Origin of the sequence: Cytobacillus sp. BC1816 (genome assembly GCF_051353635.1) — a bacterium.
Classification (GTDB): domain Bacteria; phylum Bacillota; class Bacilli; order Bacillales; family Cytobacillaceae; genus Cytobacillus; species Cytobacillus oceanisediminis_C.
The window spans coordinates 3178641-3203771 of the sequence record NZ_CP195611.1 but is presented as its reverse complement, the minus strand read 5'-3'; the positions used below and the strand labels follow the sequence as shown (position 1 = coordinate 3203771).

23 protein-coding genes and 2 pseudogenes are annotated in these 25131 nt (G+C 40.4%); 19 read left to right on the top strand and 6 right to left on the bottom strand.

Annotated elements, in window-relative coordinates; genetic code table 11:
- Positions 1-566 precede the first annotated feature (566 nt).
- The 10 genes from ACR42H_RS16235 (at position 567) to ACR42H_RS16190 (ending at position 9799) form a co-directional block, all read left to right on the top strand.
- Positions 567-1460: a Vgb family protein gene (locus ACR42H_RS16235; RefSeq protein WP_436371869.1), complete on the top strand. Its 894-nt coding sequence runs from the start codon at positions 567-569 to the stop codon at positions 1458-1460.
- 155 nt (positions 1461-1615) lie between these two features.
- On the top strand, positions 1616-2218 hold the full coding sequence (locus ACR42H_RS16230) for a TetR/AcrR family transcriptional regulator (RefSeq protein ID WP_436371867.1): 603 nt from the start codon (positions 1616-1618) through the stop codon (positions 2216-2218).
- Between the two features lie 14 nt (positions 2219-2232).
- Positions 2233-3714 (top strand): o-succinylbenzoate--CoA ligase, encoded by a 1482-nt coding sequence (locus tag ACR42H_RS16225; RefSeq protein ID WP_436371866.1) that lies wholly within the window; start codon positions 2233-2235, stop codon positions 3712-3714.
- Between the two features lie 4 nt (positions 3715-3718).
- Positions 3719-4135 carry a MaoC family dehydratase gene (locus ACR42H_RS16220; protein ID WP_436371864.1) on the top strand — a complete coding sequence of 139 codons (417 nt, stop codon included), beginning with the start codon at positions 3719-3721 and terminating at the stop codon, positions 4133-4135.
- On the top strand, positions 4135-5154 hold the full coding sequence (locus ACR42H_RS16215) for a 3-oxoacyl-ACP synthase (RefSeq protein WP_436371862.1): 1020 nt from the start codon (positions 4135-4137) through the stop codon (positions 5152-5154). Before ACR42H_RS16220 ends, ACR42H_RS16215 begins: the two co-directional genes overlap by 1 nt.
- Before the next feature lie 86 nt (positions 5155-5240).
- The gene (locus ACR42H_RS16210; RefSeq protein ID WP_436376971.1) at positions 5241-6419 is read left to right on the top strand and encodes a substrate-binding domain-containing protein; all 1179 of its coding nucleotides are present in this window, start codon (positions 5241-5243) and stop codon (positions 6417-6419) included.
- A gap of 39 nt (positions 6420-6458) precedes the next feature.
- Positions 6459-7232 (top strand): ABC transporter ATP-binding protein, encoded by a 774-nt coding sequence (locus tag ACR42H_RS16205; RefSeq protein WP_436371860.1) that lies wholly within the window; start codon positions 6459-6461, stop codon positions 7230-7232.
- Positions 7210-7914 (top strand): ABC transporter ATP-binding protein, encoded by a 705-nt coding sequence (locus ACR42H_RS16200; protein ID WP_436371858.1) that lies wholly within the window; start codon positions 7210-7212, stop codon positions 7912-7914. Before ACR42H_RS16205 ends, ACR42H_RS16200 begins: the two co-directional genes overlap by 23 nt.
- A gap of 20 nt (positions 7915-7934) precedes the next feature.
- On the top strand, positions 7935-8804 hold the full coding sequence (locus ACR42H_RS16195; RefSeq protein ID WP_436371856.1) for a branched-chain amino acid ABC transporter permease: 870 nt from the start codon (positions 7935-7937) through the stop codon (positions 8802-8804).
- Positions 8805-8845: 41 nt separating this feature from the next.
- Positions 8846-9799 (top strand): branched-chain amino acid ABC transporter permease, encoded by a 954-nt coding sequence (locus tag ACR42H_RS16190; RefSeq protein ID WP_436376969.1) that lies wholly within the window; start codon positions 8846-8848, stop codon positions 9797-9799.
- Between the two features lie 277 nt (positions 9800-10076).
- On the opposite strand, the gene ACR42H_RS16185 is transcribed toward ACR42H_RS16190, so the two are convergent.
- Positions 10077-10571, bottom strand: coding sequence for an RrF2 family transcriptional regulator (locus ACR42H_RS16185; RefSeq protein ID WP_436371854.1), 495 nt, complete (start codon positions 10569-10571; stop codon positions 10077-10079).
- A 220-nt stretch (positions 10572-10791) separates the two neighbouring features.
- Between ACR42H_RS16185 and ACR42H_RS16180 the strand changes: the two genes are divergently transcribed.
- Together ACR42H_RS16180 and ACR42H_RS16175 are read left to right on the top strand one after the other, a co-directional pair.
- Positions 10792-11235, top strand: coding sequence for a carboxymuconolactone decarboxylase family protein (locus tag ACR42H_RS16180; protein WP_436371852.1), 444 nt, complete (start codon positions 10792-10794; stop codon positions 11233-11235).
- A 239-nt stretch (positions 11236-11474) separates the two neighbouring features.
- Entirely contained in the window at positions 11475-11903 is a 429-nt protein-coding gene (locus tag ACR42H_RS16175; RefSeq protein ID WP_436371850.1) for an organic hydroperoxide resistance protein, read from the top strand.
- A 76-nt stretch (positions 11904-11979) separates the two neighbouring features.
- Here ACR42H_RS16175 and ACR42H_RS16170 read toward each other — a convergent pair whose 3' ends face one another.
- The 3 genes from ACR42H_RS16170 to ACR42H_RS16160 are packed head-to-tail and all read right to left on the bottom strand — an operon-like array spanning position 11980 to position 15672.
- Positions 11980-13089 carry a GerAB/ArcD/ProY family transporter gene (locus ACR42H_RS16170; protein WP_436371848.1) on the bottom strand — a complete coding sequence of 370 codons (1110 nt, stop codon included), beginning with the start codon at positions 13087-13089 and terminating at the stop codon, positions 11980-11982.
- Positions 13089-14168, bottom strand: coding sequence for a Ger(x)C family spore germination protein (locus ACR42H_RS16165; RefSeq protein WP_436371846.1), 1080 nt, complete (start codon positions 14166-14168; stop codon positions 13089-13091). Before ACR42H_RS16165 ends, ACR42H_RS16170 begins: the two co-directional genes overlap by 1 nt.
- The gene (locus ACR42H_RS16160; RefSeq protein ID WP_436371844.1) at positions 14158-15672 is read right to left on the bottom strand and encodes a spore germination protein; all 1515 of its coding nucleotides are present in this window, start codon (positions 15670-15672) and stop codon (positions 14158-14160) included. The genes ACR42H_RS16165 and ACR42H_RS16160 overlap by 11 nt, the downstream gene beginning before the upstream one ends.
- A gap of 90 nt (positions 15673-15762) precedes the next feature.
- On the opposite strand from ACR42H_RS16160, the pseudogene ACR42H_RS16155 reads away from it, so the two are divergent.
- Positions 15763-15891, top strand: a pseudogene (locus tag ACR42H_RS16155) (vancomycin resistance histidine kinase VanS); the annotation flags it as partial.
- 73 nt (positions 15892-15964) lie between these two features.
- A pseudogene (vanY, locus tag ACR42H_RS16150) lies at positions 15965-16826 on the top strand (VanY-A/VanY-F/VanY-M family D-Ala-D-Ala carboxypeptidase).
- 87 nt (positions 16827-16913) lie between these two features.
- Here the strand turns inward: vanY and ACR42H_RS16145 are convergent.
- Complete coding sequence (locus ACR42H_RS16145; protein WP_436371842.1) at positions 16914-17645, bottom strand: DUF421 domain-containing protein; 732 nt, start codon at positions 17643-17645, stop codon at positions 16914-16916.
- A 256-nt stretch (positions 17646-17901) separates the two neighbouring features.
- Between ACR42H_RS16145 and ACR42H_RS16140 the strand changes: the two genes are divergently transcribed.
- From ACR42H_RS16140 to ACR42H_RS16125, 4 genes are all read left to right on the top strand, one after another.
- A complete protein-coding gene (locus tag ACR42H_RS16140; RefSeq protein WP_113881627.1) occupies positions 17902-18465 on the top strand; it encodes a TetR/AcrR family transcriptional regulator in 564 nt (187 codons plus the stop codon).
- Positions 18466-18548: 83 nt separating this feature from the next.
- Positions 18549-19709, top strand: a complete 1161-nt coding sequence (locus ACR42H_RS16135; protein WP_436376967.1) for an MFS transporter — start codon at positions 18549-18551, stop codon at positions 19707-19709.
- Positions 19710-19987: 278 nt separating this feature from the next.
- Positions 19988-20452, top strand: a complete 465-nt coding sequence (locus ACR42H_RS16130) for a hypothetical protein (protein ID WP_436371840.1) — start codon at positions 19988-19990, stop codon at positions 20450-20452.
- 136 nt (positions 20453-20588) lie between these two features.
- Positions 20589-21551: a DUF3231 family protein gene (locus ACR42H_RS16125; protein ID WP_436371838.1), complete on the top strand. Its 963-nt coding sequence runs from the start codon at positions 20589-20591 to the stop codon at positions 21549-21551.
- 134 nt (positions 21552-21685) lie between these two features.
- Here ACR42H_RS16125 and ACR42H_RS16120 read toward each other — a convergent pair whose 3' ends face one another.
- Positions 21686-22525: an isocitrate lyase/PEP mutase family protein gene (locus ACR42H_RS16120; protein ID WP_436371836.1), complete on the bottom strand. Its 840-nt coding sequence runs from the start codon at positions 22523-22525 to the stop codon at positions 21686-21688.
- Between the two features lie 518 nt (positions 22526-23043).
- Here ACR42H_RS16120 and ACR42H_RS16115 point away from each other — a divergent pair.
- On the top strand, positions 23044-24861 hold the full coding sequence (locus ACR42H_RS16115; RefSeq protein ID WP_436371834.1) for a LysM peptidoglycan-binding domain-containing protein: 1818 nt from the start codon (positions 23044-23046) through the stop codon (positions 24859-24861).
- Positions 24862-25131 lie beyond the last annotated feature (270 nt).

The window sequence follows — 25131 nt, the reverse complement described above, 5'->3', positions numbered from 1 at the left end:
CTGTCCGATATTTCCAGCATTGGCCAGGCATCAATTGACTTCAGCCATTAAATATCTTACAGTTAAAACATCCAATAGTCGAAAGGGTGAAGAAAAGCACATGATCCTATAATCCTGGCTTTAGAGAAAATCGATATTTCAGCCTCTTTGTTCAGTCCAAAAATGTGTTGGAATGGGCTTTATTTATCGATTGTTTTTCTGAGATAGGATTAATGTGTGTGCTTTTTGACTTGAAAAAGGGCTGAACTAATCGAAAAGCCTATTTAAGTCTATTTATGTGCTGCATTGCCTCCTGTCTCGGGAAAACGAGATAGGAGGCTTTTTGTTTTTGAAAAAGGCCATTTTCTAATCGTTGTTTGTATATGAATTTAGTCCTTTGATTTCCACTGCGGACACTTGCTTTCCGCGGGGAGGAACAGAGCTCCTCGGCTTCGTCTGCGGGGTCTCCCGCTCCCTCTCCTCCCGGAGGAGTCAAGTGCCCTCCGCTCCAATCAAATCAGTAAATTAAACAAGGTTAATATAAAGGAATACAACCTTGAAAAATAATAGCAATTGGAGGGAACAGTATGGCATTTAAATTACAGGAAATAAACCTTGCCAGTAAAAATACAGGCCCATACGGAATCGCTGTTTCAGATCGGGGAGAAGTCTGGTTTACACAGCATAAAGCCAATAGGATAAGCTGCATTGGATTGGATGGGGAACTGACAGAGTACCCGCTGCCGACACCGGATGCAAAAGTCATGTGCGTATTGGTGTCATCAAAAGGAGAGACCTGGTTTACCGAGAATGCAGCCAACAACATTGGGAAAATAACAAAAGAAGGAATTGTTCAAGAATATCCCTTGCCCCATCCAGATTCAGCACCGTATGGGATTACAGAAGGGACGAACGGCGATATCTGGTTTACCGAAATGAATGGAAACCGTATTGGGCGGATTCAGGAAGACGGCTCAATCAATGAATACGACCTTCCAACTCAAGGTTCGTACCCAGCATTTATTACGCTGGGATCTGATGATGCCCTATGGTTCACAGAAAACCAAAATAATGCGATTGGAAGAATTACGGAAAATGGAGATGTGACAGAGTTTCCAATTCCTACTCCAGCATCTGGGCCGGTTGGGATTACGAAAGGTAACGATGGTGCACTATGGTTTGTCGAGATTATCGGCAATAAAATAGGACGGATTACCACCTCAGGAGAAATAACGGAATATGAAATTCCAACCCCGAGCGCCCGCCCGCATGCCATCACAGCTGGGGCAGGCAATGATTTATGGTTCACGGAGTGGGGAGCAAATAAAATTGGAAGAATTGCAGACAATGGGATGATTGAGGAGTATCCAATTGAAACTTCAGACGCTGAACCGCATGGCATTTCAAGCAGCGATGGGAAAACGATTTGGTTTGCATTGGAATGTGATAAGATTGGGAAACTATCTATTATGCATGACTAATCTTATAAATTGAGTATTCAACCCCGTTACTACCAGTATACGGGGTTCTTCTAATTGGATTTTAAACACCAATACTTAATAGCCAGAAAAAAATGTAAAAATTATTGTTGTAATTTTAAGAATATTATTTATAATAAAGTTGAGAGGTGATTCAGGTGTCAGTTAAGAATGTGACTGAGGAAAAAGTACTAACTCCAAGAGGAATTGAAACGCGTGAAAAACTGTTAAAAGCAGCTGAAGAGGTTTTTGGGCAGAAGGGATATTTTGAGACTTCCATCGTCAATATTTCTCAGGAAGCCAAAGTCGCTCAGGGAACCTTTTATAATTACTTTCCTTCCAAGAAAGATATTTATGATGAACTGATCCGCAGCTACAGCCGGGATCTGCGCATTGCGATTAAAGAAGGAATGGCAGGAAGCACTTCATTTGAGGAAGCACAGCGAAATGGCTTTTTCGCTTTCTTCAGCTGGGTCAAAAATCATCCGAATTTGTACAGCATTGTCCAGCAGGCGGTCGTAGTGGATCAGGAGCTGTTCCGCTGGTATTACGGGAAGCTGGCCAACGGATTTTTAAAGAGTCTTTCTCAAGGAATTAAAGCCGGAGAGTTTAAGGACCTTGATCAGGAGACAGTTGCTTACTGTTTAATGTCAATTGGACAGTTCCTCGGCATGAGATGGGTGTATTGGGAAAAGAAAGAAGTTCCTGAAGAAGCATTTGATGCCGCGATGACACTTATCTTCCAGGGGCTAAAAAAGTAAAGAGGGGGAGTTCAATGAAAGGGATTGCCTATTGGATACAAAAATGGGCATATACACATCCAGATCGAACAGCAATCATAACAGATAACGAAAAGGTGTCCTACAGGCAGCTGGATAAAATGATCGATTCAGCTGCTGTGAAAATTCATGAAAAGCTACAGGGAAGAAAAGGGGAGCGCATCGCCATTCTGTCGCACAACCGGATTGAATACATAGTCCTTCTATTTGCTATTGCAAAGGCAGAATGTATAGCCGTCCCTCTCAATATTCGGCTAAGTGCGAAGGAACTAATATTCCAGCTCAACGACAGCGGTTCAAAGCTTATTTTTGCCGAAAAAGAAAATGCAGAGTTTGCAGCCGCCCTTGTTGAACAAAGCGAACTCCAGAGTTTGGAGTTTATGGAGGACTTATGCCAGGGTACTCAAACGAGCCTTTCTAATGAGAATCCAATTGACGAGGAAGCTCCATACATTATCTGCTACACCTCCGGGACAACCGGTAAACCGAAAGGGGCCGTGCTGACACAGAGCAATATGTTCTGGAATGCAGTGAATAACAAGCTTGCGATCGATTTAACGTCAGAGGACCGCTGCATAGTGCTGCTTCCGCTCTTTCATATAGGGGGAATCGGGCTGTTTGCATTTCCGTCCCTGTTTTCAGGTGGAACCATTGTCATCCCTGGCAAGTTTCAGCCGGAAAAAGCGCTCGCTATGATTGAGAAGCATAAGGTGACCATTGTGATGGGAGTTCCGACCATTCATCAGGCACTGCTGACAAGCCCATCATTCCAAACGGCTGATTTGAGCACAGTCCGCTGGTTCTATAATGGAGGAGCACCATGTCCGCATGAGTTAATAGATGCCTATTTTGATAGAGGGTTTCTGTTTGGCCAGGGCTTTGGAATGACGGAGACGTCTCCTACACTATTCATGCTCACAAAAGAGGATGCGTCGCGGAAAAGAGGATCGATCGGCAAGCCGGTGTTATTTTCCGAATACAAGCTGATAGATTCAGAGGGCAGTGAGGCTGCAAAAGGTGAAATTGGCGAGCTTGCGGTGAGAGGGCCAAATATCATGAAGGAATATTGGAACCGGCCTGATGCCACTATGGATGCACTGAAAGATGGATGGCTCCTGACAGGGGATCTAGCCAAAACGGATGAAGAAGGATTCCTATACATTGCAGGCAGGAAGAAAGAAATGATCATTTCAGGCGGGGAAAATATTTACCCCCTTGAAGTAGAGCAAGTGATCAGTCAGTTAAAGGATGTTTCAGAGGTTGCCGTGGTTGGGAATGCCGATCCTCTTTGGGGTGAAGTGCCTGAAGCGTTTATTGTAAAAGAAAATGGAAGCGCTTTAACTGAAGATGATGTTGTTCAACACTGTCATGGGAATCTTGCAAAATATAAGATTCCAAAAAAGGTAACATTTTTAAACGAGCTCCCGAAAAATGCCACGGGAAAAATACAGAAAACACAACTTTTAGTAAGAGGGTGAAAAGGTGATCAGTTATAGTGTCGGCCAGCAGGCTTCCTGCAGCAAAACCATCACAGAAACAGATTTTGTGATGTTTGCAGGATTAAGCGGTGACTTCAATCCGGTCCACATAGACGGCGAATACGCCAAAAAAACGAGGTTCAAACAGCGCATAGCCCATGGTCTCTTAACATCCAGTTTATTATCCCAGCTATTGGGTGTGCATCTCCCAGGAAAAGGATCCATTTATGTAGAACAGACCATCCGGTTTAACTCCCCTGTTTTTATAGGAGATACGGTTACTGCAAAAGGAACCGTTCAGGAAATTGACCAGGAAAGGCGAATACTGACACTCCTGACAGAGTGCTTTAACCAGGAAGGAACACTAGTTTTGACGGGCACAGCCAAGATGATGGTGCCTGAAAATGGAGGGGTAATCTGATGGGAATCGGCATTAAATCAACAGGAGTTTTTTTTCCTCCTGGAATTGAAACGGCAGCCGACCTGGCTGTAAAGACGGGCATACCCGAACAGGTAATTATCGAAAAGTTCGGTTTGGTCCAAAAGCATGTTGCGGATGATGGTCTTCATGCCTCTGACTTGGCCATTGGGGCGGGAAGGGAGGCCCTCAAAGGGATTGACCCGCTGTCCATCGATGTCGTCATCTATTTTGGCAGCCCTCATAAGGATTATTATGTCTGGTCAAGCGCTCCGAAAATACAGCATGAATTAGGGGCGAAAAATGCCTATGCGTTTGAAATCATGAATGTCAGCTCCTGTTTTCCGATTGCGTTGAAGGTGGCAAAAGACATGATCGCTTCAGATCAGTCAATTCAAAATATCCTGCTAGCAGGGGGATGCAAAGAGTCACAAATTATCGATTATGCGAACCCACGGTCACGCTTCATGTTCAACTTTGCAGATGGAGGCACTGCTGCACTGGTCACCAGGGATTCCTCCCAGAGCGAAATTCTCGGAAGTGCCATTCTGACAGATGGTTCCTTCCATGATGATGTCCGAACGCCTGCTGGGGGATCTAAACATTTTGCCAGCCGCGAAACAGTTGAGAAAAACCTCCATTATATTGATGTGAAGGATCCGCAATCTATGAAAGAAAGGCTCGATCCTGTATCGATTGCAAATTTTGATCATGTAGTTCGCGAAGCACTCCATAGAAGCGGTTATACTCCTCAAGATATGAAACTCCTATTGCCACTGCATACAAAACGTTCCATGTTCAAAGAACTCTTACAATCACTTGAACTTCCTGAAGAAAAAGCGATCTACTTAAATCACCATGGCCACATGTCTTCACTTGACCCATGCATTGGGCTGCATTTTGCACAGGAACGGGGACTGTTGAACCCTGGGGATATTGCCGTAGCAGTCAGTGCGGGAACTGGGTATACGTGGGCTGCGACAGTAATTAAATGGAAAGGAAGTGGAAAGATTCATAGGTAGTCAGCGAGACTTTACATGGCCGATAGAAAATGAATATAGGGGGAATGGCTATGGAATTCAAGTTAAACAGTTTTAAATCGCTATTAATGCTGGGCACTGCACTTACTCTTATCGTTACTTCGGGATGTTCCGGAGACACGGCAAGTTCAGAAGAAGAAACAATCAAAATTGGTGTTCTCGCCTCCTTAACCGGTCCGCTCGAGACTTACGGAAAGCAGACGGCTGCGGGATTTGAACTGGGCCTCGATTATGCAACGGAAGGATCGAATGAAGTTGCCGGCAAAAAGGTCGAGTTTATCGTGGAGGACACGGAAACAAAGCCAGATGTCGCAGTCAGAAAAGCGACAAAGCTGCTGGAAGAGGATGAGGTGGATTTCTTAGTGGGTTCATCAAGCTCTGGCGACACATTGGCCGTATTGCCGCTCGCTGAAGAATACGAAAAAATCATGGTGGTGGAGCCTGCGGTTGCAGACAGCATTACAGGACAGAACTGGAACAAATACATCTTCAGGACCGGGAGAAATTCCTCACAGGATGCAGTGGCAGGAGCGGCAGCAATCGCTGAAAAGGATGTGAAAATCGCGACGTTCGCGCAGGATAATGCCTATGGCCGGGAAGGGATCGCGGCATTTAAAGAGGGAGCCGAGAAGCTCGGTGCCACTATTGTAAATGAACAATATGCAGACCCAAATTCCACTGATTTCACAGCGAATATTCAAAGCATCATAAATGAAAAGCCTGATTACCTTTATATCGTCTGGGCAGGATCCAATGCACCATGGAAACAGTTAAAAGATATGCAGCTGGAGGAGCAGGGAATTAAAATTTCCACTGCAGCTCAGGACATTGCTTCACTAAAAACGATGGATTCCTTAATTGGCATGAGCGGTTTTTCCATTTACTATCACACCCTTCCGGATAATAAAGTGAACGACTGGCTGGTGGAAGAGCATAAGAAAAAATTTGATGGAGAAATACCAGATCTCTTTACTGCAGGCGGGATGACAGCTGCCATCTCCATTGTGGAGGCTCTTAAGAAAACAGAAGGCGACAAAGATGTGGATGGCTTAATCAGCACAATGGAAAATATGGAGTTCGAGACACCGAAAGGAACAATGAAATTCCGGGCAGAGGACCATCAGGCTCTGCAGTCTCTGTATGCGGTAACCCTTGAGGAACAGGAAGGTGTGGATCATCCGGTTCCGGTCCTGATCAGGGAATTGAATATGGAAGAAACCGAGCCGTCAATCCGGAATGGCGAATAAAATTTCAGAATAAATAGAGTTATAGGAGGGGTCGCCAAGTTGGAAAAAATTCTGGAAACAAAAAGCCTATCGGTTTCCTTTGGCGAGCATGATGTCATAAAAGAAGTGAACCTGGAAATAGAGCGAGGCAAGCTGACTTCGATTATCGGTCCCAATGGGGCAGGCAAGACCACACTCTTTAACCTCCTGAGCGGCCAGATCGCTCCGACAAAGGGAGAGATTTATTTTAAAAACGATAATATAACAAAGCTTTCTGTACCATTACGGGCGAGAAGGGGCATCGGCCGCTCCTTCCAGCTCACCAATATTTTTCCGGAGCTGACGGTTCTGGAAAATATCAGGCTGGCCATCCAGTCATCGAGCAAAGATTACTACTCAATCTTACCAAGGCTTTCTTTCATGAGCCGCCAGCAGGATGAAGCAAAAGCGGCCATGGAGCGGTGCATGCTAAGCGGCAAGGAAGATGTGCTGGCACAGGATCTGGCACATGGGGAAAAAAGAAAACTGGAGCTGGCCATGCTGCTGGCTCTAAAAACAGAACTGCTTCTGCTCGATGAGCCGACAGCAGGTATATCGATTGAAGAGATTCCGGCCATTCTGGAAGTGATTGAGAACATTAAGAAGGAAGGCATGTGTACGATTGTCTTAATCGAACACAAGATGGAGATGGTCATGCATCTTTCCGATACTCTGGTGGTTCTGTTCAATGGAGAGCTCCTGGCAAGCGGCAATCCGAAGGAAATTATCAAAGATCAGAGAGTTCAAACGGCATACTTGGGAGGCTTGCATCGTGAGTCTATTAAAACTGGATAATCTTGAGACCTATTTGGGTCAATATCACATCCTTCAGGGAGTGTCCATGTCCGTAGAAGTGGGAAGCATCACCGTCCTGTTCGGAAGAAACGGAGCAGGCAAAACAACAACACTGCGCTCCATCATGGGGTTCAATCCATCCACCACGGGTTCAGTGCATTATCACAACCAGAAAATCAGCGGAATCCCTACTCACCTGATATCCAGGAAAGGAATCGGGTATGTGCCGGAGAATCAGGGAATATTCAGTGCGCTGACAATAGAAGAAACGCTCAATCTGGCCAGGGCAAAGAGCACTGGAGATTCGGAAGAAAAAATGGAGTGGATGCTGGAACTTTTCCCGGATTTAAAGAAATTCTGGCGCAAGAAAAGCGGTTTGCTCTCCGGCGGACAAAAGCAGATGCTGGCGATTGCCAGGGCGTATATCAATGGAGATGGACTGCTTTTGATTGATGAGCCAAGCAAAGGATTGTCACCGATTATGGTTGAAAAGCTGATGGAATCCATTCTAAAAATGAAAGAAAAAACAACGATACTGCTTGTGGAGCAGAACTTCCTGATGGCAAGTGAAATCGGCGATTACTTTTATATTATGGACGACGGAAAAATAGTCCATGATGGCTGGATGCAGGATCTAAAGGACGACAGGGAAACCTGCCAGAAATACTTGGGCATCGCGTAAGCAGTGAAGGAGGGCTGGAAATGGAAGTCTTTATTAATTTATTGGTCAATGGGGTTTCAACAGGGCTATTGATATTCCTTCTGGCTGCTGGACTTACTTTAATCTTCGGGCTGATGAGTGTCCTGAATTTTGCCCATGGCGGATTATTCGTTTGGGGCGCTTTTTCAGGAGCGTGGATTTTTAAAGAAACAAACAGTTTTCTATTAGCGATTGCGGGAGCCATTGCAATCGGAATGATATTGGGCTGGGTATTGGAGAGATTTCTGATCCGTCCTGTATACGGAAATCATGTCCGTCAGCTGCTGATTACATTAGGCGGCATGCTGGTCTTGTCAGAAAGCATCAAAATCTTCTGGGGACCAAATCCGATACGGGTAAACCTTCCAGCGTGGCTAGAGGGGAGCTATCAGTTTGATGGAATCATCATCATTAAATACCGTGTGTTTGTGATTGTGGTTGGGCTGCTGCTGTATCTGGCATTATGGCTTTTGCTCAGCCGTACACAGATTGGCCTTATGATCCGGGCTGGAGTGCTGGATAAGGAAATGGTACAGGCGCTCGGAATCAATGTAAAGGGTCTATTTACCTTCGTATTCCTGCTCGGTGCCGGATTGGCTGCTTTAGGCGGAGCGCTATTGGCGCCGTATTCTGGAGTCGTTTTTGCGGAAATGGGCATGCAATATGCCATACTGGCTTTCATTGTGGTCATCATTGGGGGGATGGGCAGCCTGCAGGGATCAGCACTGGCTTCCCTGATCGTAGGAGTAGCGGGAGCGTTTATGGCTTATTATATGCCTGATTTGTCACTGGCCTTGAATATGCTCTTATTGGCCATCGTCTTATTGGTGAAACCAACCGGGCTGCTGGGAGAAAAGGGGAGTGCCGTATGAGAGGGGTAGTTCATAAAGTGCCGCTGTATTGGGGGCTTGCGATTCTGCTGTTTATGCTTCTGCTCCCCTTTGTCAACGACTCCCGCAGCACGCTGATTTTACTGACTCAAATTTTCATTTTTGCTATATTTGCGATGAGCTTCGATATTCTGTTAGGATACACGGGAATCGTATCCTTTGGGCATTGTATGTTCTTTGGGATCGGCGCTTATAGTACCGCACTTATTTTTAATCAGCTGGACGCTACTCTGCCAAATTTTATATTAGGTTTAGTTATAGGAATTCTCCTGTCAGCATTGGTTAGCTATATCATCGGATTGTTATCCTTAAGGCTTAAAAGCCACTTTTATGCGATGCTGACATTGGCTGTCTCCCAGCTGTTCCTTGTACTGGCAGAGAAGTGGAGAGGACTTACTCATGGCGGTGACGGATTTACCTTCAGTGTGCCTGACATATTCAAAGACCGTACTTCCTTCTATTACATTACACTCATTAGTGTGGCCATTGTTTTTATCCTGCTGAAGCTATTTACAGAATCGTCCACTGGCAAAGTGTTAAAAGCTATATCACAGAATGAATATCGCGCCGAGGCATTAGGGTATAAGTCGCTTCAATATAAACTCATTGCCAGCGTAACGGCAGGAGTGGCAGCTTCCTTCAGCGGTGCTCTGTATGCTGTATCGTTAAGGTTCATTAATACCAATGTCTTTTCTATTGAAGTTACCCTGGATGCTCTCTTAATGACAATGATCGGAGGACTGGGAACCCTTGCTGGTGCCATAGCAGGAGCGGGGATCATCGAATTCTTAAGACATTATCTTTCAGAGCTGGCGATGATATACCCCATTTTCGAAAGATGGACGATTATCCTTGGGTTCTTATATATAGTGGTGCTGCTGGGATTCCCTTCAGGTTTGGCAGGATTTTTTAAAAAATTCACTTCGAAAAAGAGGAGGAAGGAGAAGAAGAAAAGGGAAGTGGGGAAGGCTGCTTAGTGTGAGATAAGAAGATTCCAGAAACCTTGCCATCATGGGTAAGGTTTTTATTAATTGCAAAAACACTTATAATTTTTTGCCATATTGAACGGGGGTTCAAATCAATACCAAGATCTGTAATGTTGTGAAAAAACATTCTTTAGCTGGTGTGAGAGCTGATAAATCCAACGTGGAGCGGGCTATGGATAGTTATCAATAGACCATAGAAAGATACTCTTTCTCCAAAAAAAGAATAAACCTCTCCATCAAAATCAATGAATTTCAGGAGAGGTTGGCACTATAGATTGCTCTTGGAGAAATATTTCCGGGTATCTTGACGTATTTGATTTGGCAAGACACGATCCAGCTCTTCATTTAACCATGAAAGTTTTTTGCTGCGCAAGAAATCACGCATTTTTTCTTCCGCTGAGAGCATAACTAAATTGATGGTACAGGAGGAGGTACTCGAAGAGCAGATATTTTCTCTATACAAATAACCATTATCTTTAATGTTTTTGCATTGAAAAATCGGCTTGGGACCTTCAACTGCTTCAATTACATCCCAAAAAGAAATTTCTTCTGGAGATTTTGCGAGTTTATACCCACCCTTAACTCCAGGAACTGAACTAACAATACCGCTCTTTGATAATTTACTGAAAATCTTTGAAAGATATGTTTCAGAAATCCCTTGGAAAGTGGAGAGGTCCTTGATTCCAATGGAGGAATCCTCTGTATTATCAATTAAATATACGAGGCAGTGAAGTGCGTACTCAACCCCAATACTATATTGCATTAAAAACACCTCTTTATAAATGAGATTAATTTATCTTAAGAATTTTTTATTTTTTTGTCAAACAGGGCCATTTGGAATCAATTAACATTAAAAGTTGTTTGACATAATAAAGTGTACAATTTATTATAGATAATATCAATCGCTGATTGATGCTGTCCACAATTGAAATTTCAATGCGGTTCAATTATTTGTTGAATCAGCTTATAAGGAGGAATTGATATTGGAACAACGAATTGATTATTACAATTTAGCACCAGAGGCAATGAAAATAATGATGGAAATGGAGAAGTATACGAAAACGACAGGTTTGGACCGTAATCTTCGTGAACTAATAAAAATTCGGGCTTCTCAAATAAACGGCTGTGCCTTTTGCATTAACATGCATACTGCTGATGCGAGAAAAATGGGAGAAACGGAACAGCGTATATATTGCATTAGTGCATGGAGAGAGTGCACATTTTACACCGAAGCAGAAAAAGCAGCTCTTGAGTTAACAGAACACATAACTTTAATCCCGGCAAAACGTGTGCCAGAGGATCTTTATAAGCGAGTGCGCGGACATTACGATGAGAAACAATATATTGACCTTGTACTAATCATCAATCAAATCAACAGCTGGAATAGAATTTCTATTGCAATGGGGAATGTTGCAACTGAAAAATAATCCTCCAACAGTTCCGTGTCTTAATGATTGTCTTTGTATCCTAAGATCGTTTTCTTAAGATAAACTTACCTTCTAGTAAGTAAAAAATAATGACCTTCCAGACGAAAGAGAAGGGCAAAGACTAGCGTTGCAGAAAAAGTCATTGCCGGGCTCATAAAGTTCGCCCTTAATGCAAAAGCTACTTGTGGAAATATTGAAGCAAAAAAAACTAATCCATTATAAAAAGGGGAGTTTTAAAAATGATGAAAATAGAAAAGAAATTATACACGGCTACTGTAAATGTTCAAGGCGGAAGAGATGGGAAAGCGGTATCTGACGATAACAATCTGAATGTAGACTTGAGATATCCAAAGGAATTAGGCGGGGACGGAACTGGAACTAATCCTGAGCAGCTGTTCGCTGCAGGATTTGCCGCATGTTTCCAGGGAGCGATGGGCACTGTTCTTAGGAAAAAGAACATTAAAACAGACGGTATAAATATTGCTTCACAAGTTACGCTTGGCAAGGATGCGAACGATGGCTTTGTGCTGGCCATTACAATGGATATCACAGTAAAGGGGGTAGAAACCAGCGTGGCAGAAGAAGTTGTTGCGGAAGCTCATAAGGTTTGTCCTTATGCCAAAGCAACCCAAGGTAATATCGAAGTAATATCAAACGTTGTTGGTTAATCAGCATCCCGGTTTTTTTTCGTACACCAAGAGTGCCTATCTTTAACAAGATAGGCACTCTTTTTTGCAGTAGGAATTAGATTTTATTTAACCTATTTTTCATAAAATGGTTCTTAATCCATTTTATAATAAGAAGGAGCGGCAGATACACATATACAAAACCAATTCCCGCATTAGAAGTAAAATTGACAAGATAATCAATACTCTTAAATTCCTGAAGGTATACAGAAGCAATTATCTCTGCAATAAGTAAGAATAGCAAAGTCGCTTTAGGAGGAATTGAGAAAGTTCTTTTTACGATTCTTGTACATGCCCACAAAGAAATACATATAGGAGATATAATCACTAACAGCCATATAAATATGAATACATATTCAAATCTTTCCAGGAAAGAGAATTTAACGATCTTAACCATCATTAGAGTCGGCCAAGGTAAATGCTGTAATACCTCTTGATTAAAGTATAAGAATGATATTAACGTTATAATTAGGTACACAATGAGAGTATATATATTGCCAAGATACGCCCATTTTGAAATATCTCTGTTATTTGAACTCCTAAGGAAGGGATAATACATCAGGATCCACTCGAAACCAAGAAAAAGCAGGGCATACTCTTTAGAAGATAAAAATAGCTCTCTGAGGGAATGACTGAAGGCAGGGAGCAGATAAATATAATTCGTATGCTTCAGTGGGAAATAGATTAAAAAGAACAGAAAAGAAGGCAAAATAACTCCCCAGAAACTAAAGCCGGTTAGACTGCGGAAGCCGCTTGAGATAATATAATAAAATGTGAGTCCGAAAACGAAACATAGCTGCCATGTTTTTATGGTAGGATACACCCATATTTGGATGACCTCAATATAAGCACGGAGGACCGTCAAAGAAGCCAGCCAGAAATAAACCAATGCCAGAACAGACATTATGCTGCCAATCGCTTTTCCAAAGCAATACTGATGAACAGCTACTAAATCATTAGTTCCCTCGCCTAATAGCTTAAAAATAATAAAGAGTATGATATGGGTTGTAACCCAAGTTATAATTAAAGAAATCCAGGCGTCCTGCTCAGCATGTTTAATAACCTGGCTTTGAAAATTTAGGATGCCAATTCCGGTTTGTGAAGAGTGAATGAGAAAAAATGTGAAAAAAGCCGAAACTTGAAATTGTTTTTCTACTTTTACGTTCACTATTTTCCCACCCCAGTTTGCCTAACTGTAATTTTGGTATTTACCTCATATGTCATACTAGGATATATCCGATCGTAAAAACTCTGTTCAGAATAATTTCTGTGAGTTGCTTTATACACTCTTCCTAAACCTAAAGGATCTACACCATTTGTTTGAAAATCCTTAAGAAGTAATTCAGCATCACTTGAAATTGATTTTTGTAAGGCGGTTTTAAATAATTTAAGATCCTTTTCATCTTCTAAATTGATCCATTCAGGCAAAGCGTCAAGTTCTACATCTAAGTTTAGGCTTACTCTAACTTGTTCCCTGAGGTTCTCCTTGATATATTTCACCTTGTGTTTTCCATAGTTCGTTCTGACCCCAATATTAGCTTTGTGTCCATGCATGTTGAGATCAAAACTGTAAACTCCCCTTTTATTTTTATCCGTCATTAATTTTAATAAGAGGGTTTCTTTTTCGGAAATCCTAAATGCTAATTTTTCACCTTTAAAAATCCCCATACCATCGACTTTAATTTTCCCTTTAGAATCAACTGTAAGATTTGGAAAGGACATATCAATGCCGCTTCCAAAAAACTGGTCATACATTACATGGGAGTTAGATTCAGGAGTTCCTTCATTTTCAATACTTTTATCAATCAAATTCATTAAGTATAGCGGACTCTCATTAAGTGTTTTACTTAGTATTAAATCTGGAGTTCCATCTGTTATGACAATTCTTACTATTCCAATTTTTGGATCCTTACAGATGGGGTCTAATATGGAAGCTAACCCATCTCTGCTTAGTTCATCCCCAAATATCATTACCCTTACTTGACCAATTTCAAATGGAAATTGAGACTTATGGCTCAGTTCTTCCTGCAGACTGGATGGATTTTTAGCAGCAGCTGTGATTAAAGCAGGATTATCACTCTCGGCATAATTTGGATAAACAACACTTGCCTTTAGCTTCTCATCTTCTTTGTCATATCCTACATTATGCATCAGAGAGACTTCATTAATAATATTGTGAGGTACACAACCAGCTAGAATTAGAGTTAGAACAACAATACCCATTTTAACTAATGTGTTATTCGTCATTAAGATCTTCCTTCTTTTTGTTACTCTCTTTTGGTGAATATTTAATTTTATCTTTAGGTCTCAAAAAATCCGGCCTTTTGTTTAATTTGGTATAAGGCGGCCTAATAATACTATCTGCAAGACTATTGCTGCGGAACGGATGCAAAGGAACCATGTAAGGAGTATCAAATGATTTTAATTTAAACAAATGACATAGCAGCACGGCAAAACCTATCATAATACCCAGCCCGCCCAGGAATGATGACAAGATGATAAAGGGAAATCTTAAAATTCTAATGGTGTTGGACATCACGATAGTTGGTGTTGTGAATGAAGCCAGGGCAGATAAAGCCACGACAATTAATAATATATTACTTGTCAGTGCTGCCATAACAGCTGCCTGACCAATGACAATACCGCCAACAATTCCCAATGTTTGTCCTACTTTAGTAGGCAATCGGGCTCCTGCCTCTCTTAATAATTCAATGGTCATTTCTAAAAAAAGAACCTCCAGCAGCGGCGGAAATGGAACGTTTGCTCTGGACTCTATTAGCGGACCCAGTAAATCCGCGGGCACCACCTCATAATGAAACGACATAACCGCAACATAAATGGAGGAAGAAAAGATTGAAAAGATGATCGCCAGTATTCGAGTAAAACGGAAGAAAGAGCCGATAATCCAGTTATAATAATAATCTTCAGATGAGAGAAAAAAATCGAAAATGGTAGTAGGTCCGGATACTGCGTATGGTGAACCATCACTAAAGATAACGACTTGGCCGGAAGTGAGTGAATAAGAAATTCGATCCAGCCTCTCAGAAGAAAAGTAAAGCGGAAAAGGAGTATAAGAATTTTCCTTAATTAGCTGGATTAACGCAGAAGTATCCCAAATAATATCAAAATCGATCTCAGAGAGCCTATTCTTTACAAATTTTATATGCTGTTCATTTGTAATGCCATCTAAGTAAACAATCATTACTCTTGTTTTTGACAGTGTGCCCAGCACAATCTCTTCAGTAGTTAATAAAGGAGATTTTACCTTAGTTCGAAGTAAAAGAATATTCGTATCAAGGCTCTCAACAAACCCTAATTTTGGACCGATAACATTAAATTCATTCTCAGTTTCGTTAGATTCTCTTATCCCTTTAGATAAATTGCTTACATTCACTAATAGACAATCTTCAGAGGTATTTTCAAATTTAATTAGGACATAGCCCTGGTGAATTTTCTCTTCGATTTCATTTTCTTCCTTTGTTCTGATAACGTCTTCAAGCGGAAGGCTGTTTTTAAATTGAATAATATCAAAAGCCTGTTCAGTCTTTTTTTCGCATTCATTAATATATGGAAGAAATACTTGTTCCATCGTCCTGTGATCGATTAGTGAAGTGAAGTATAAAATGAATACCTGGACGCCTGAAACATTTTTTTTAATCTCTTTAAAATCAGATGACTTTTTAGCTCTTTTCACTATTTCTGCAGTTGTTTGATTTTCTGCAGGATTCAGATTATTTTTTTCCTTTATCATAAACAACTGTACTCCCTAACATTTGTTACTACTTAGTATTATTACTATCAAAAATTGTATGCACTTTAACATTTTTATTCTGGCTGTATTGGTCTTGGCTTGTTCATTGCGAAGAATATAGTGGAGCAGCATAATGGAACCGTTACGGCAGAGAGCAATGTCTGCCAAAGGAAAGTGAACGAAGTAATGAAGATTAGCTGGGATAAAAAAAAAATTTAAAATTTACCCTACTCTTTTTTTAAATAGTTTTTCCTATTCTTTAAGCAAGGAAGAATAAGGAGGAAGCTGAAAAATGAAGAAGTGGGTTTTTTACTAGTAGTTTGCCTGGGGGTAACATTCGTAAATATGGACTCTTTTTTTGAACCAAAAGTAAAAATACAAAATAATGATCAACTTGAAAGTGACATAGAGGATAACAGGACTTCTGAACATAGCCAAAAAGAGATGACAGAAGAACAAATCTATCAGGGAAGTTTGCTTTTGGTTAATAATGAATATCCGGTTCACCCGGAAAGTATTAAATCAGATGTCATCAATCTATCTGATCAGAGTGAACGGACAAAGGGATATGGCATATTAAATAGCGAAACTTATTTGTCTGAGGATGTTGCCCGTGAATTTTCAGAGATGATCGCTGCAGCAGAAAAAGAAGGAGTTCGAAATTTCTCCATTACCAGCGGCTTTCGAGGCTTTGAAGAACAAAGTGTCCTTTATCAGGAGATGGGTTTTTATTATGCCTTGCCGGCTGGTTATAGAAGCATAATTTGGGTTTATATCTTGATGTAGGATTTACTCAAATGAAAATGGCCGATGCACCTGAAGGAAAGTGGATCGAAGAAAATGCCTGGAAATACGGGTTCATCCTGCGCTATCCAAAGGACAAGACAGACGTTTCAGGAATTCAATATGAACCTTGGCATATCCGCTATGTTGGCCTGCTGTATAGTGCGATTATGATGGAAAAAATTTTGTTTAGAGGAATATTAGATTATCTAAAAGAAGAAAAACAAATCTCTGTTGGAATGAATGGGGAAAAATACACGATTACTTATTACCCCATACCTCAAACCAGGACGATTAACGTACCGGACGATAGCTATTTTGAGATTTCAGGCAACAATATGGATGGGGTATTTGTGACCGTCTACGAATGATTTCTTCATAAATAAGAAGCTGAATAAACCCCTACTTATAGTTAGGGGTTTATAATTAGAGATATAAAACTTCAAAACCTTGCTTTTCTAATGTTGAATAGGCGGAAGGTTTTGAAGATTATTTGTGGTTTTAATACTTACATATAGTTCATTCATATCGTTAACAGCTGCATAAAAGACATCCTTTACATCGAAAATATTTTTTCTTTCCAACTCCTCATAAAGCCATGATTCATTTAAATTCCTTGAGTATAGGACTTTTTCATAAATCTCTCCATCAATAACAACTGGTACATCAATTCCCTTATTAAGAACATTCGGTTGAGGAGGAATATGTTCAACTCGTGCAACTTCCTTTTCAGCATACAATTTAACAGATAAATTTCCATTTGCTTCAACTATGGCTAATTCAACATCCTGGACATTAAAAATTTGATGTTCTCTTAACATCTGTAAAATGGTATCAATCGAATACTGTATTTTTTTCATTTTGTTCACTAAAAATTGTCCTTGATAAATGACCATTGTAGGTTCAAATGTTAACAAACGGCCTATCTTACGATTTTTGATTTTCCAGGTTGTAATTAATTTTTGTAGTAAAGCTATTGCAATTATGGCAATCGCTGTAAATATATGATTTATCTTTGGGTCTGCAATATCAGCACCAACTACAGCACCTAAAGTTAAAATGACTAAAAAATCAAATACCGGCAATTCACCTATGGATCGTTTTCCCATATAAAGTGTTGCAAATAATGCTAGCGGCAAAATGGTGACAATTCGTCCTAAAACTTTTAATATTTGAAATGCATATTCCATAATATCACCTCATATAGGGAACTTTACATTTTAATATGACACAGATAATTATTAATTATTTACTTGTCATCAATAATAGGGTGCTATAGTTGAACAAGCACTTAAAGGATCTTTAACTGATTTTCCGAATATGTTAATCATAAGTATTAAATGCCAAAGCTCTGAAGCAAAACAACGAGAAAGAGAGAATTTATTTGACTTTTGACTCTGGATCTCTCATCTTGACACTTACTTATTAGTAAGTTACTATTGGGGCATGGAAAACAGAAAAAAACAAATTGTAGACTTAGCCATTAAATTGATCCAGCAAAAAGGGTATGTAGCCTTCAGCTATGATGACATTTCTAAACAGCTTGGGGTGACCAAAGCAAGCATTCACTATCACTTTGAAAAGAAGGAGGATTTAGGAGTCGCAGTTACAGATCGTATGTTATTGAGACTGCAGGAATCATTAATGTCAATTAAAAATTCGCCGGCTTCTGCTGAAGAGAAGCTAAAGCAGTTTATCCAGCAGCAGGCTCAAAGATTCGAGTGTACTGAAATTTGTCCTATTTCTTCGCTGCAGACGGATTATGAATCTTTGCCATCCATCGTACAAGAGAAGATTGGGGAAGTCAGCAGACTGGAGCTCCGAGTAATGAAAGAATTAGTTGCCGAGGCACAAGCTGAAAATATCTTAAATAGCTCTGATGATGCCCATCAAGTAGCGATAACAATATTATCAAGTGTTAAAGGAGCTTTATTATACAGGCGTGTTCTGGGTGATGATGTATTAGCCGATGTACTAAATCAGTTAAATCGTTTCTTAAAAAAACCGTAGAAACGGTTTTTTTAAAGGAAAAAACTTACCTTCTAGTAAGTAACTTTTATTAAAAGAAAGTGGGGATTACCACAGTGAAAAGAATGCTATTGGTTTCTCTATTGATGTCGTGTGGGGCTACCTTTATTACTCCATTATTCCCTCTATATAGTGAGACTTATCAACTGAACAGTCTGCAAATCACGATCCTGTTTGCTATTTATGCTGCATTTCTATTGCCGACTTTGTTGGTTACTGGAGAAAAAGGCAGCACGTGGGGATTAAAGAAGGTGGTTCGCATCAGTATATGGATATCCATTGCATCTACCTTGTTCTTTCTGGCAGGCAAAAATCCTTGGATGCTTTATGTCGCCAGATCATTGGAAGGAATCGCATACGGATCTTTTACTGGTACAGCTGCTGCTTTGCTAATGAAGCAAACGTCTCCGAGCCAAATAGGTGCAGCTCTCAAATTATCAGGTGTTACGATTCTCATTGGTTTCGGTCTGGGGCCAGCTATCGCAGGCTTGATCCTGCAATATATACATTTCCAGCCACTCCAATTGCCATTTTGGCTTCTGCTCGTCCTGCTTATCATCTCACTAATCGTGCTGGAATCTATTCCTAAAGATGCTGCTTCCAGTGAACAAAAACGCGTAAAGGCTAAGGTATCGCTTGGTGTGCCAAGCAATATCCGTTCTGCTTTCTTCTCAATGGCCGGATTGCCGATCTTCACAGTTTTCACCATCCAAGGTATAGCATTTGCTCTTATTCCTAATTTCGTCAAGAATGTCATTCATACGTCCAACCTTGCTGTCTCCGGATTAATTATTTTCGTGCTTCTCAGTGGAGCAGCAATGGCTCAGTTCATCCCCTGGCCGAGTCATCCCGTTACGCGTATTAGATTGGGCATCCTGCTTCTTGCTATGGGGTCATGGGTTATTGTTTCATCTGGATTAACATCAAGTTTGCCGCTGCTCTGGACAGGCATTTTCATCCAATCTATCGGAGGCGGGTGGACTTTTCAAATTGCCTTACGACTTGCCGGACAGTTACCGGAACCAAAAGAACGGCCAAGAGTCATATCGGCCTTTTACTTGTGTGCGTACTCTGGATTTATTGTTCCCGTTATTGGAGTCGGAATGCTTACTCAATTTTTCAATTTGAACTTTTCGCTGATTATACTAAACCTGTTTGCTGCATTTATTGTTGTATATGTCCTGCTTTATTCCGTAAAATTTAAACGCACTTATCCGAACATATAATTATTAATGCATTATCAACTAATAATGAGATCTTCTAAATCTAATCATATATGCTTTAAAATCCAGCTGCCGGTTCGGCGGCTTTTTTTCTCCTATTAAAAGGGAGTTTAGTTTGAGAAGAGTGCTTACATAATAAAAAGTGTACTGATGAGTAATAGTGAATTGTTATCTTCAAGAGCTGCAGAAAAGGATAATACGGTAAATATATTGCTGCTATTTAAAAGGGGATTATATAAAGAGAATGTGATCACATTGAAATGGTAAGGGGTCAGAATAGAATGGGGACATCTATAGAAAGGCTATTATGGAGTATTGCACTTCCTGGTTTTGGGCAATTTTTAAATGGAAAACTGATAAAGGGAATAGTTATTGTATTTTTAGAGTTCCTTATCAATGTGCAAGCGAATTTTAACGGGGTCATTATTTCAAGTTTTCATGGAGATATTGAAAAGGCAATAGCAGAAACCAATTATTTGTGGCTGATGTTTTACCCTTGTTTGTATTTCTTTGCTATGTGGGATTCCTTTAAAGATGCCGGAGGAGGGAAAAACAGTTATTCTTTTCTTCCGTTTGTGTCTTCAGCATACTTTGTTACGGTGGGATGTATATATTCCTCTACCTTTAAGGTTTTTGGGGTATTATTAGGGCCTATTTGGCTTCCCATATTGTGTGTAATACCAGGTGTCAGTGTGGGATTCTTGTTAATGAAGATAATAAGGAAAATACACATCGAACCATTCTAAACAAGGCAGCATTTTATTGTTAAGCCCTTAGAGGATTGTCACTGTCAGATATTTAAACCTAATACAATTTAATGAATAATTAGCATTTTCAATTACAAACTAAGAAAAGAAAATAAATTGTGGAGGGGCCTTTTAAATGAATTTAAACGAATTAGGCTTTCTTTGGTACTTACATTCAAGTTCAAATATGGTCAATATTTTTTTGGGAAATCTGATTGAGACTGCTGAAGATACTGATTTGAAAGATGTATTAACGGAGATTAAAACACTTTCAACATTTCAGGAACAAGAGGCTTGGCAGTTCTTAGCTGATAATGGATTAAATATTACACCGTTTTTTAGTGAAAATGATTTACATAGCCCTACAGAAAAGTTATTTTCTGATCAATTAATGATAGAAATTCTAAAGCATATAACAAGTAATGGACTGGGTGTACTTTCTTTTCAATATACAGACTTAACCGTCCCAAAGGTTAAGAACTTTTACAAAGAAATACTCAATAAGTTAATTAAAATTGACATTTCTATATTGAATTTGCTGGAGCACAAAGGTTTACTGCAAAACAGGTCTTTTTCATACAAGGATGCTGAAGACAGAGAAAACAAATTATTTAAAGTGGCATCAACCCAGCAGAGGCCGCTTAATGCTGTTGAATTAGCCAGTATGTTTGGTTCATTTCAATGTAATAATGTTGGTTTAGCTCTATGTACTGCTTTTTCGGATGTGGCAAAGGATGAAGATACAAAGAGTTTTTTGCAGGATGGGATCAAATTGTCCTATCATCAAGTGGATGTTTTATCCGAAATATATAGAGAAAACGGAGTCCCGACAACCACCGGATTAGAGTCTCACGTTTATAAGGTGAATAATTCCCCATTTTCAGATAAGCTAATGGCTAACTTAACCATGTTCTTAAATCCCATTGGAATCGGCAATCTGCAAACTGCTGTGATTTCCAGTTATAAAAAAAGTCACGTGAAAACACTAAAGGAATTAATTGAACAGGTGGAAAGCTATTCGGAGCAAGGGTTTAAGCTATTGGTAAGGAAAGACTGGTTTAATGAGCCGCCGGTAACCAACAGGTCAATTGATAGTTAATATTTAGAGTCAAACAATCTAAAACATTCCCTGAAAATCATCAAAATGGGAAGGAGAACAAAAAGCCGATTTGTTGATTATAGAAAAATCGGCTTCTCAAAATTCATCATTTTGTTGTTGGGTATTAGAAGTTCTTATTGAATGAATTCAGTTAATCTTCTATAAGAAAGAACATCCCCATTTGTCATTTGATGAAAGGTCTGGCGGTTTATAATCTCTTCACTGATAGACCGTAAATAAGTTAATGTCGCTCTGAATGGGCTGGAACCACAGCTAAGCCTTTCAATTCCGATCTCAGATAACTCCGATAAAGAAGGCATCTCTGGGTCAACCAATAAGTTAATCGGACAAGAAATTTCCTCCCTAATCCTTTTAATAATCTTCCTATCAGTTAAACCAGGAATGAAAATGCAATCTGCCCCTGCATCTTGATAGGCTTTTGCCCGCATTACAGCTTCTTGTAAACGCGTTGAAGAATCCCCAGCATTTAACCAATATAAATCTGTCCGTGCATTGATAAATAACGGCATATTTCTGGATTCCGATAGTTCTTTGATAGCTGCTATTTTTTCCACTTGGGATGAAATATCAAATATTGGCCGGTTAGGATCACCTGTACCGTCCTCCAGATTTATCCCGATAGCTCCAGCAGCAGCTACTGCTTTTACGGTCTCTAAAACCTCTTCAACCGTATTTCCATAACCTGCCTCAATGTCTGCGCTCACAGGAACATTTACTGATTTGGCGATATTTTCAATCGTTTCAACCATTTTGTTAAGAGGTATACTTTGCCCATCCAAATATCCCAAAGAAGCAGCAATGCCAGCACTTGTTGTCCCGATCGCTTTAAAGCCGCATTCTTCAAACATTTTTGCACTGATTACATCCCATGCGTTTGGCAGAACAAATGTGGACGCTTGCTGATGTAAGTGGTGAAAGGTTTTTGCCTTTAATGATTGTTCTTTGCTACTCATAATATTAGGCTCCTTTTCCTGATTTGGATTTAAGTTTCTTATTGCTTCATTTCTATTATAAGAGCTAAATAATACGATTTTCATCGAAATATGGAATGCATATTGTTTTCTCAAATGAAGTCACAGTGGAAGTCCTCTTAATGACGAGGCTATGGTTCGAAACCCCGGATGGTGTCCTTGGAGGTGCGGGGATCATCGAAATCTTTAGACATTATCTTTTAGAGCTGGCGATTACGAAGCGAAGAGGGCTGCATAGTAAAAGACCTTCCTATTTGAAGGTTTTTTATTTTTTCACCACAATTTTTTTCCGTAAATATGATTCTTTCAAGTTTTTCTTGAATCGAATCATGCTATACAGATTTGTAATAGAGCTATCTATATAGGAATTAAATTTCTTTTTTATCTAATTCTTCCTCATTTGCACTGAACCTCGCACTTTCTAATGAATAGTATATGGGCAGATAGTGTGTGCACATTTAATTCCTCAATGGAAATTTATTCTTTGGGAAGTGAAGATCATGCAAATTTTTTATACAGTACGTTCAGGTGATACGCTGTATGAGATTTCCAGGAGATGGGAAATACCGGCCGATTCCCTTATTGCGGCAAATAATTTGAAGCCCCCTTACACGATTTATATAGGTCAGCAGCTGTCCGTTCCACCTGGTGTTGATGCTGTGCGTGTCAAGCAAGGAGATTCAGTGTATCGAATTTCACAATTTTACAAAGTTCCGCCTTCAGTGATCATAGAGGCGAATCAGCTTCAGCCACCCTATGTCATTCAGCTCGGTCAATTATTAAAAGTTCCGCCAGGTGTTCCATATTATATCGTCCAGCCAGGGGATACACTTTATCAGCTTGCCATTCGTTTTAATGTCATTACGAATGGGGAGCCAAATACTGAGCTTATTCGTTTTGTAAACCAGCTTTCATCCTCACAGCTATTTCCCGGAATGAAATTAAGGATTCCATACGCCCCTCCTGGTGGCCAAGGCCTGATTGCCTATACTGCTGATCGAGGAGGGCAATATGATATTTGGTTATATAATCCCCGGACAGGGGAGAACGTGCAGCTCACCAGTGGATTGGGTGACTCTTTTTCAAGTCCAGAATGGTCACCTAATAGCAGGAGAATTGCGTTTATTGGAAAGAACAGAATTATATATGTTGTGGATGTTGCATCTGGTGCGATCGCTCAAATCGACCAGATGGAAGAAGGTGCTGAATTCAAATTGGATTGGTCGCCTGACAGCAGCCAAATTGCTTATACGAAGCAAGGTCACATTATCATGTACAACGTTCTGTCTCATCAAGCGCAAAGCATTCAACAGCCTGACTCAACAGATGTTCAATGGTTTCCGAGCGGCAGGGAACTGCTTTTTCAGGCACCGGATGAATCAGGAATTAGCCAGCTTTTCCGAATTCAAACCGATGGATCCGGGAAACAGCAAATTACACGTAACACAGGAGGGCGGCTTAATAATGCCCAGCTATCGCCCAACGGAAGCTTTGTTCTTTATACAACACCAGGTGTCAGCATCTCCATCATTCACACCATCGAGCTTTCAACAGGCAATGTGGTTGAAGTAAAAGGCGGGCCCCTTGCAAAAAATTATTATCCGACATGGTCACCTGATTCTTTGAAAATTGCCTATAGCTCTACCGCCTTTGAAGATCGCGGGTATTTTTCACAAATTCGAACAGTGGGGAGGCGAGGAGAAGAGGATCGGATTTGGGCTATTTCTAATTGTTTTGCAACGCCTGTCACATGGTCAACAGACGGAACAAAAATAGCCTATCTTAGTGGATGCAAGGAACAGGAATTTGCAAGTGAAATGTGGGTTATCGACCTCCGTCACCCTGTCCCGATAAGGCTAATTGCAGGAGTTAACATTCAGTCACTTCAATGGTCTCCAACTGCCATATTGGATGGTGCCCAAAAGACCTATACGAACACGACCTACAAGGTTACTTTCCAATATCCGTCAAACTGGCGAAAAGTGAACGAGGAAAGATACGAAAGTGCTGACGGCTTTTTTCAAATATCAGCGATTTCAGCAGGTGAAAACTTAGATGAGGTGTGCCATGGAGAAGCGTTCCATCCATTAATGCCCTATGGATCCATGCCAAGCATCTTGAAGACTCGAATTCAAAACCAGGAAGCCTGCTACATTTTTCCCTCTGCGGACCAGCCAGCAGAAATGCTGAATCAATCCGCTTTAATCGTAAGGTATCCAACTCCCATTACAATCCAAGGTCAAACCTACAATTACTTCATCTTATGGGCAGACCAGCCGCATCTAAAGGAGATAGCTTTAAGTTTAATCTTTTTATAAACATGTGGGCCTGTCCTTCGGTTCGATGAAGTATTAGCCGTACTGTGGAGGCTAGGCTCTTTTTTTGTTCCTATTCAGGGCAGCTGCCCTAAAAGACTTATACCATTTTGAAAGATCGACAATTATCCTCGGGTTCTTATATATAGTGGCGCTGCTTGGATTTTCTTCTGGTTTAACAGAATTTATTAATATGGTCATTTGATAAAAGGGGAGGAAGGAGAAGAAGAAAAGGGAAATAGAAAGGGCTGCTTAGGATAGCCCTTTATCTAG

Bases quoted from the DNA above. Each gene is read 5' to 3' on its own strand.
- ACR42H_RS16235 (WP_436371869.1), top strand. From the start codon at position 567: ATGGCATTTAAATTACAGGAAATAAACCTTGCCAGTAAAAATACAGGC.
- ACR42H_RS16225 (WP_436371866.1), top strand. From the start codon at position 2,233: ATGAAAGGGATTGCCTATTGGATACAAAAATGGGCATATACACATCCA.
- ACR42H_RS16215 (WP_436371862.1), top strand. From the start codon at position 4,135: ATGGGAATCGGCATTAAATCAACAGGAGTTTTTTTTCCTCCTGGAATT.
- ACR42H_RS16210 (WP_436376971.1), top strand. From the start codon at position 5,241: ATGCTGGGCACTGCACTTACTCTTATCGTTACTTCGGGATGTTCCGGA.
- ACR42H_RS16195 (WP_436371856.1), top strand. From the start codon at position 7,935: ATGGAAGTCTTTATTAATTTATTGGTCAATGGGGTTTCAACAGGGCTA.
- ACR42H_RS16185 (WP_436371854.1), bottom strand. From the start codon at position 10,571: ATGCAATATAGTATTGGGGTTGAGTACGCACTTCACTGCCTCGTATAT.
- ACR42H_RS16175 (WP_436371850.1), top strand. From the start codon at position 11,475: ATGATGAAAATAGAAAAGAAATTATACACGGCTACTGTAAATGTTCAA.
- ACR42H_RS16165 (WP_436371846.1), bottom strand. From the start codon at position 14,168: ATGACGAATAACACATTAGTTAAAATGGGTATTGTTGTTCTAACTCTA.
- ACR42H_RS16160 (WP_436371844.1), bottom strand. From the start codon at position 15,672: ATGATAAAGGAAAAAAATAATCTGAATCCTGCAGAAAATCAAACAACT.
- ACR42H_RS16145 (WP_436371842.1), bottom strand. From the start codon at position 17,645: ATGGAATATGCATTTCAAATATTAAAAGTTTTAGGACGAATTGTCACC.
- ACR42H_RS16140 (WP_113881627.1), top strand. From the start codon at position 17,902: ATGGAAAACAGAAAAAAACAAATTGTAGACTTAGCCATTAAATTGATC.
- ACR42H_RS16135 (WP_436376967.1), top strand. From the start codon at position 18,549: ATGCTATTGGTTTCTCTATTGATGTCGTGTGGGGCTACCTTTATTACT.
- ACR42H_RS16130 (WP_436371840.1), top strand. From the start codon at position 19,988: ATGGGGACATCTATAGAAAGGCTATTATGGAGTATTGCACTTCCTGGT.
- ACR42H_RS16125 (WP_436371838.1), top strand. From the start codon at position 20,589: ATGAATTTAAACGAATTAGGCTTTCTTTGGTACTTACATTCAAGTTCA.
- ACR42H_RS16120 (WP_436371836.1), bottom strand. From the start codon at position 22,525: ATGAGTAGCAAAGAACAATCATTAAAGGCAAAAACCTTTCACCACTTA.
- ACR42H_RS16115 (WP_436371834.1), top strand. From the start codon at position 23,044: ATGCAAATTTTTTATACAGTACGTTCAGGTGATACGCTGTATGAGATT.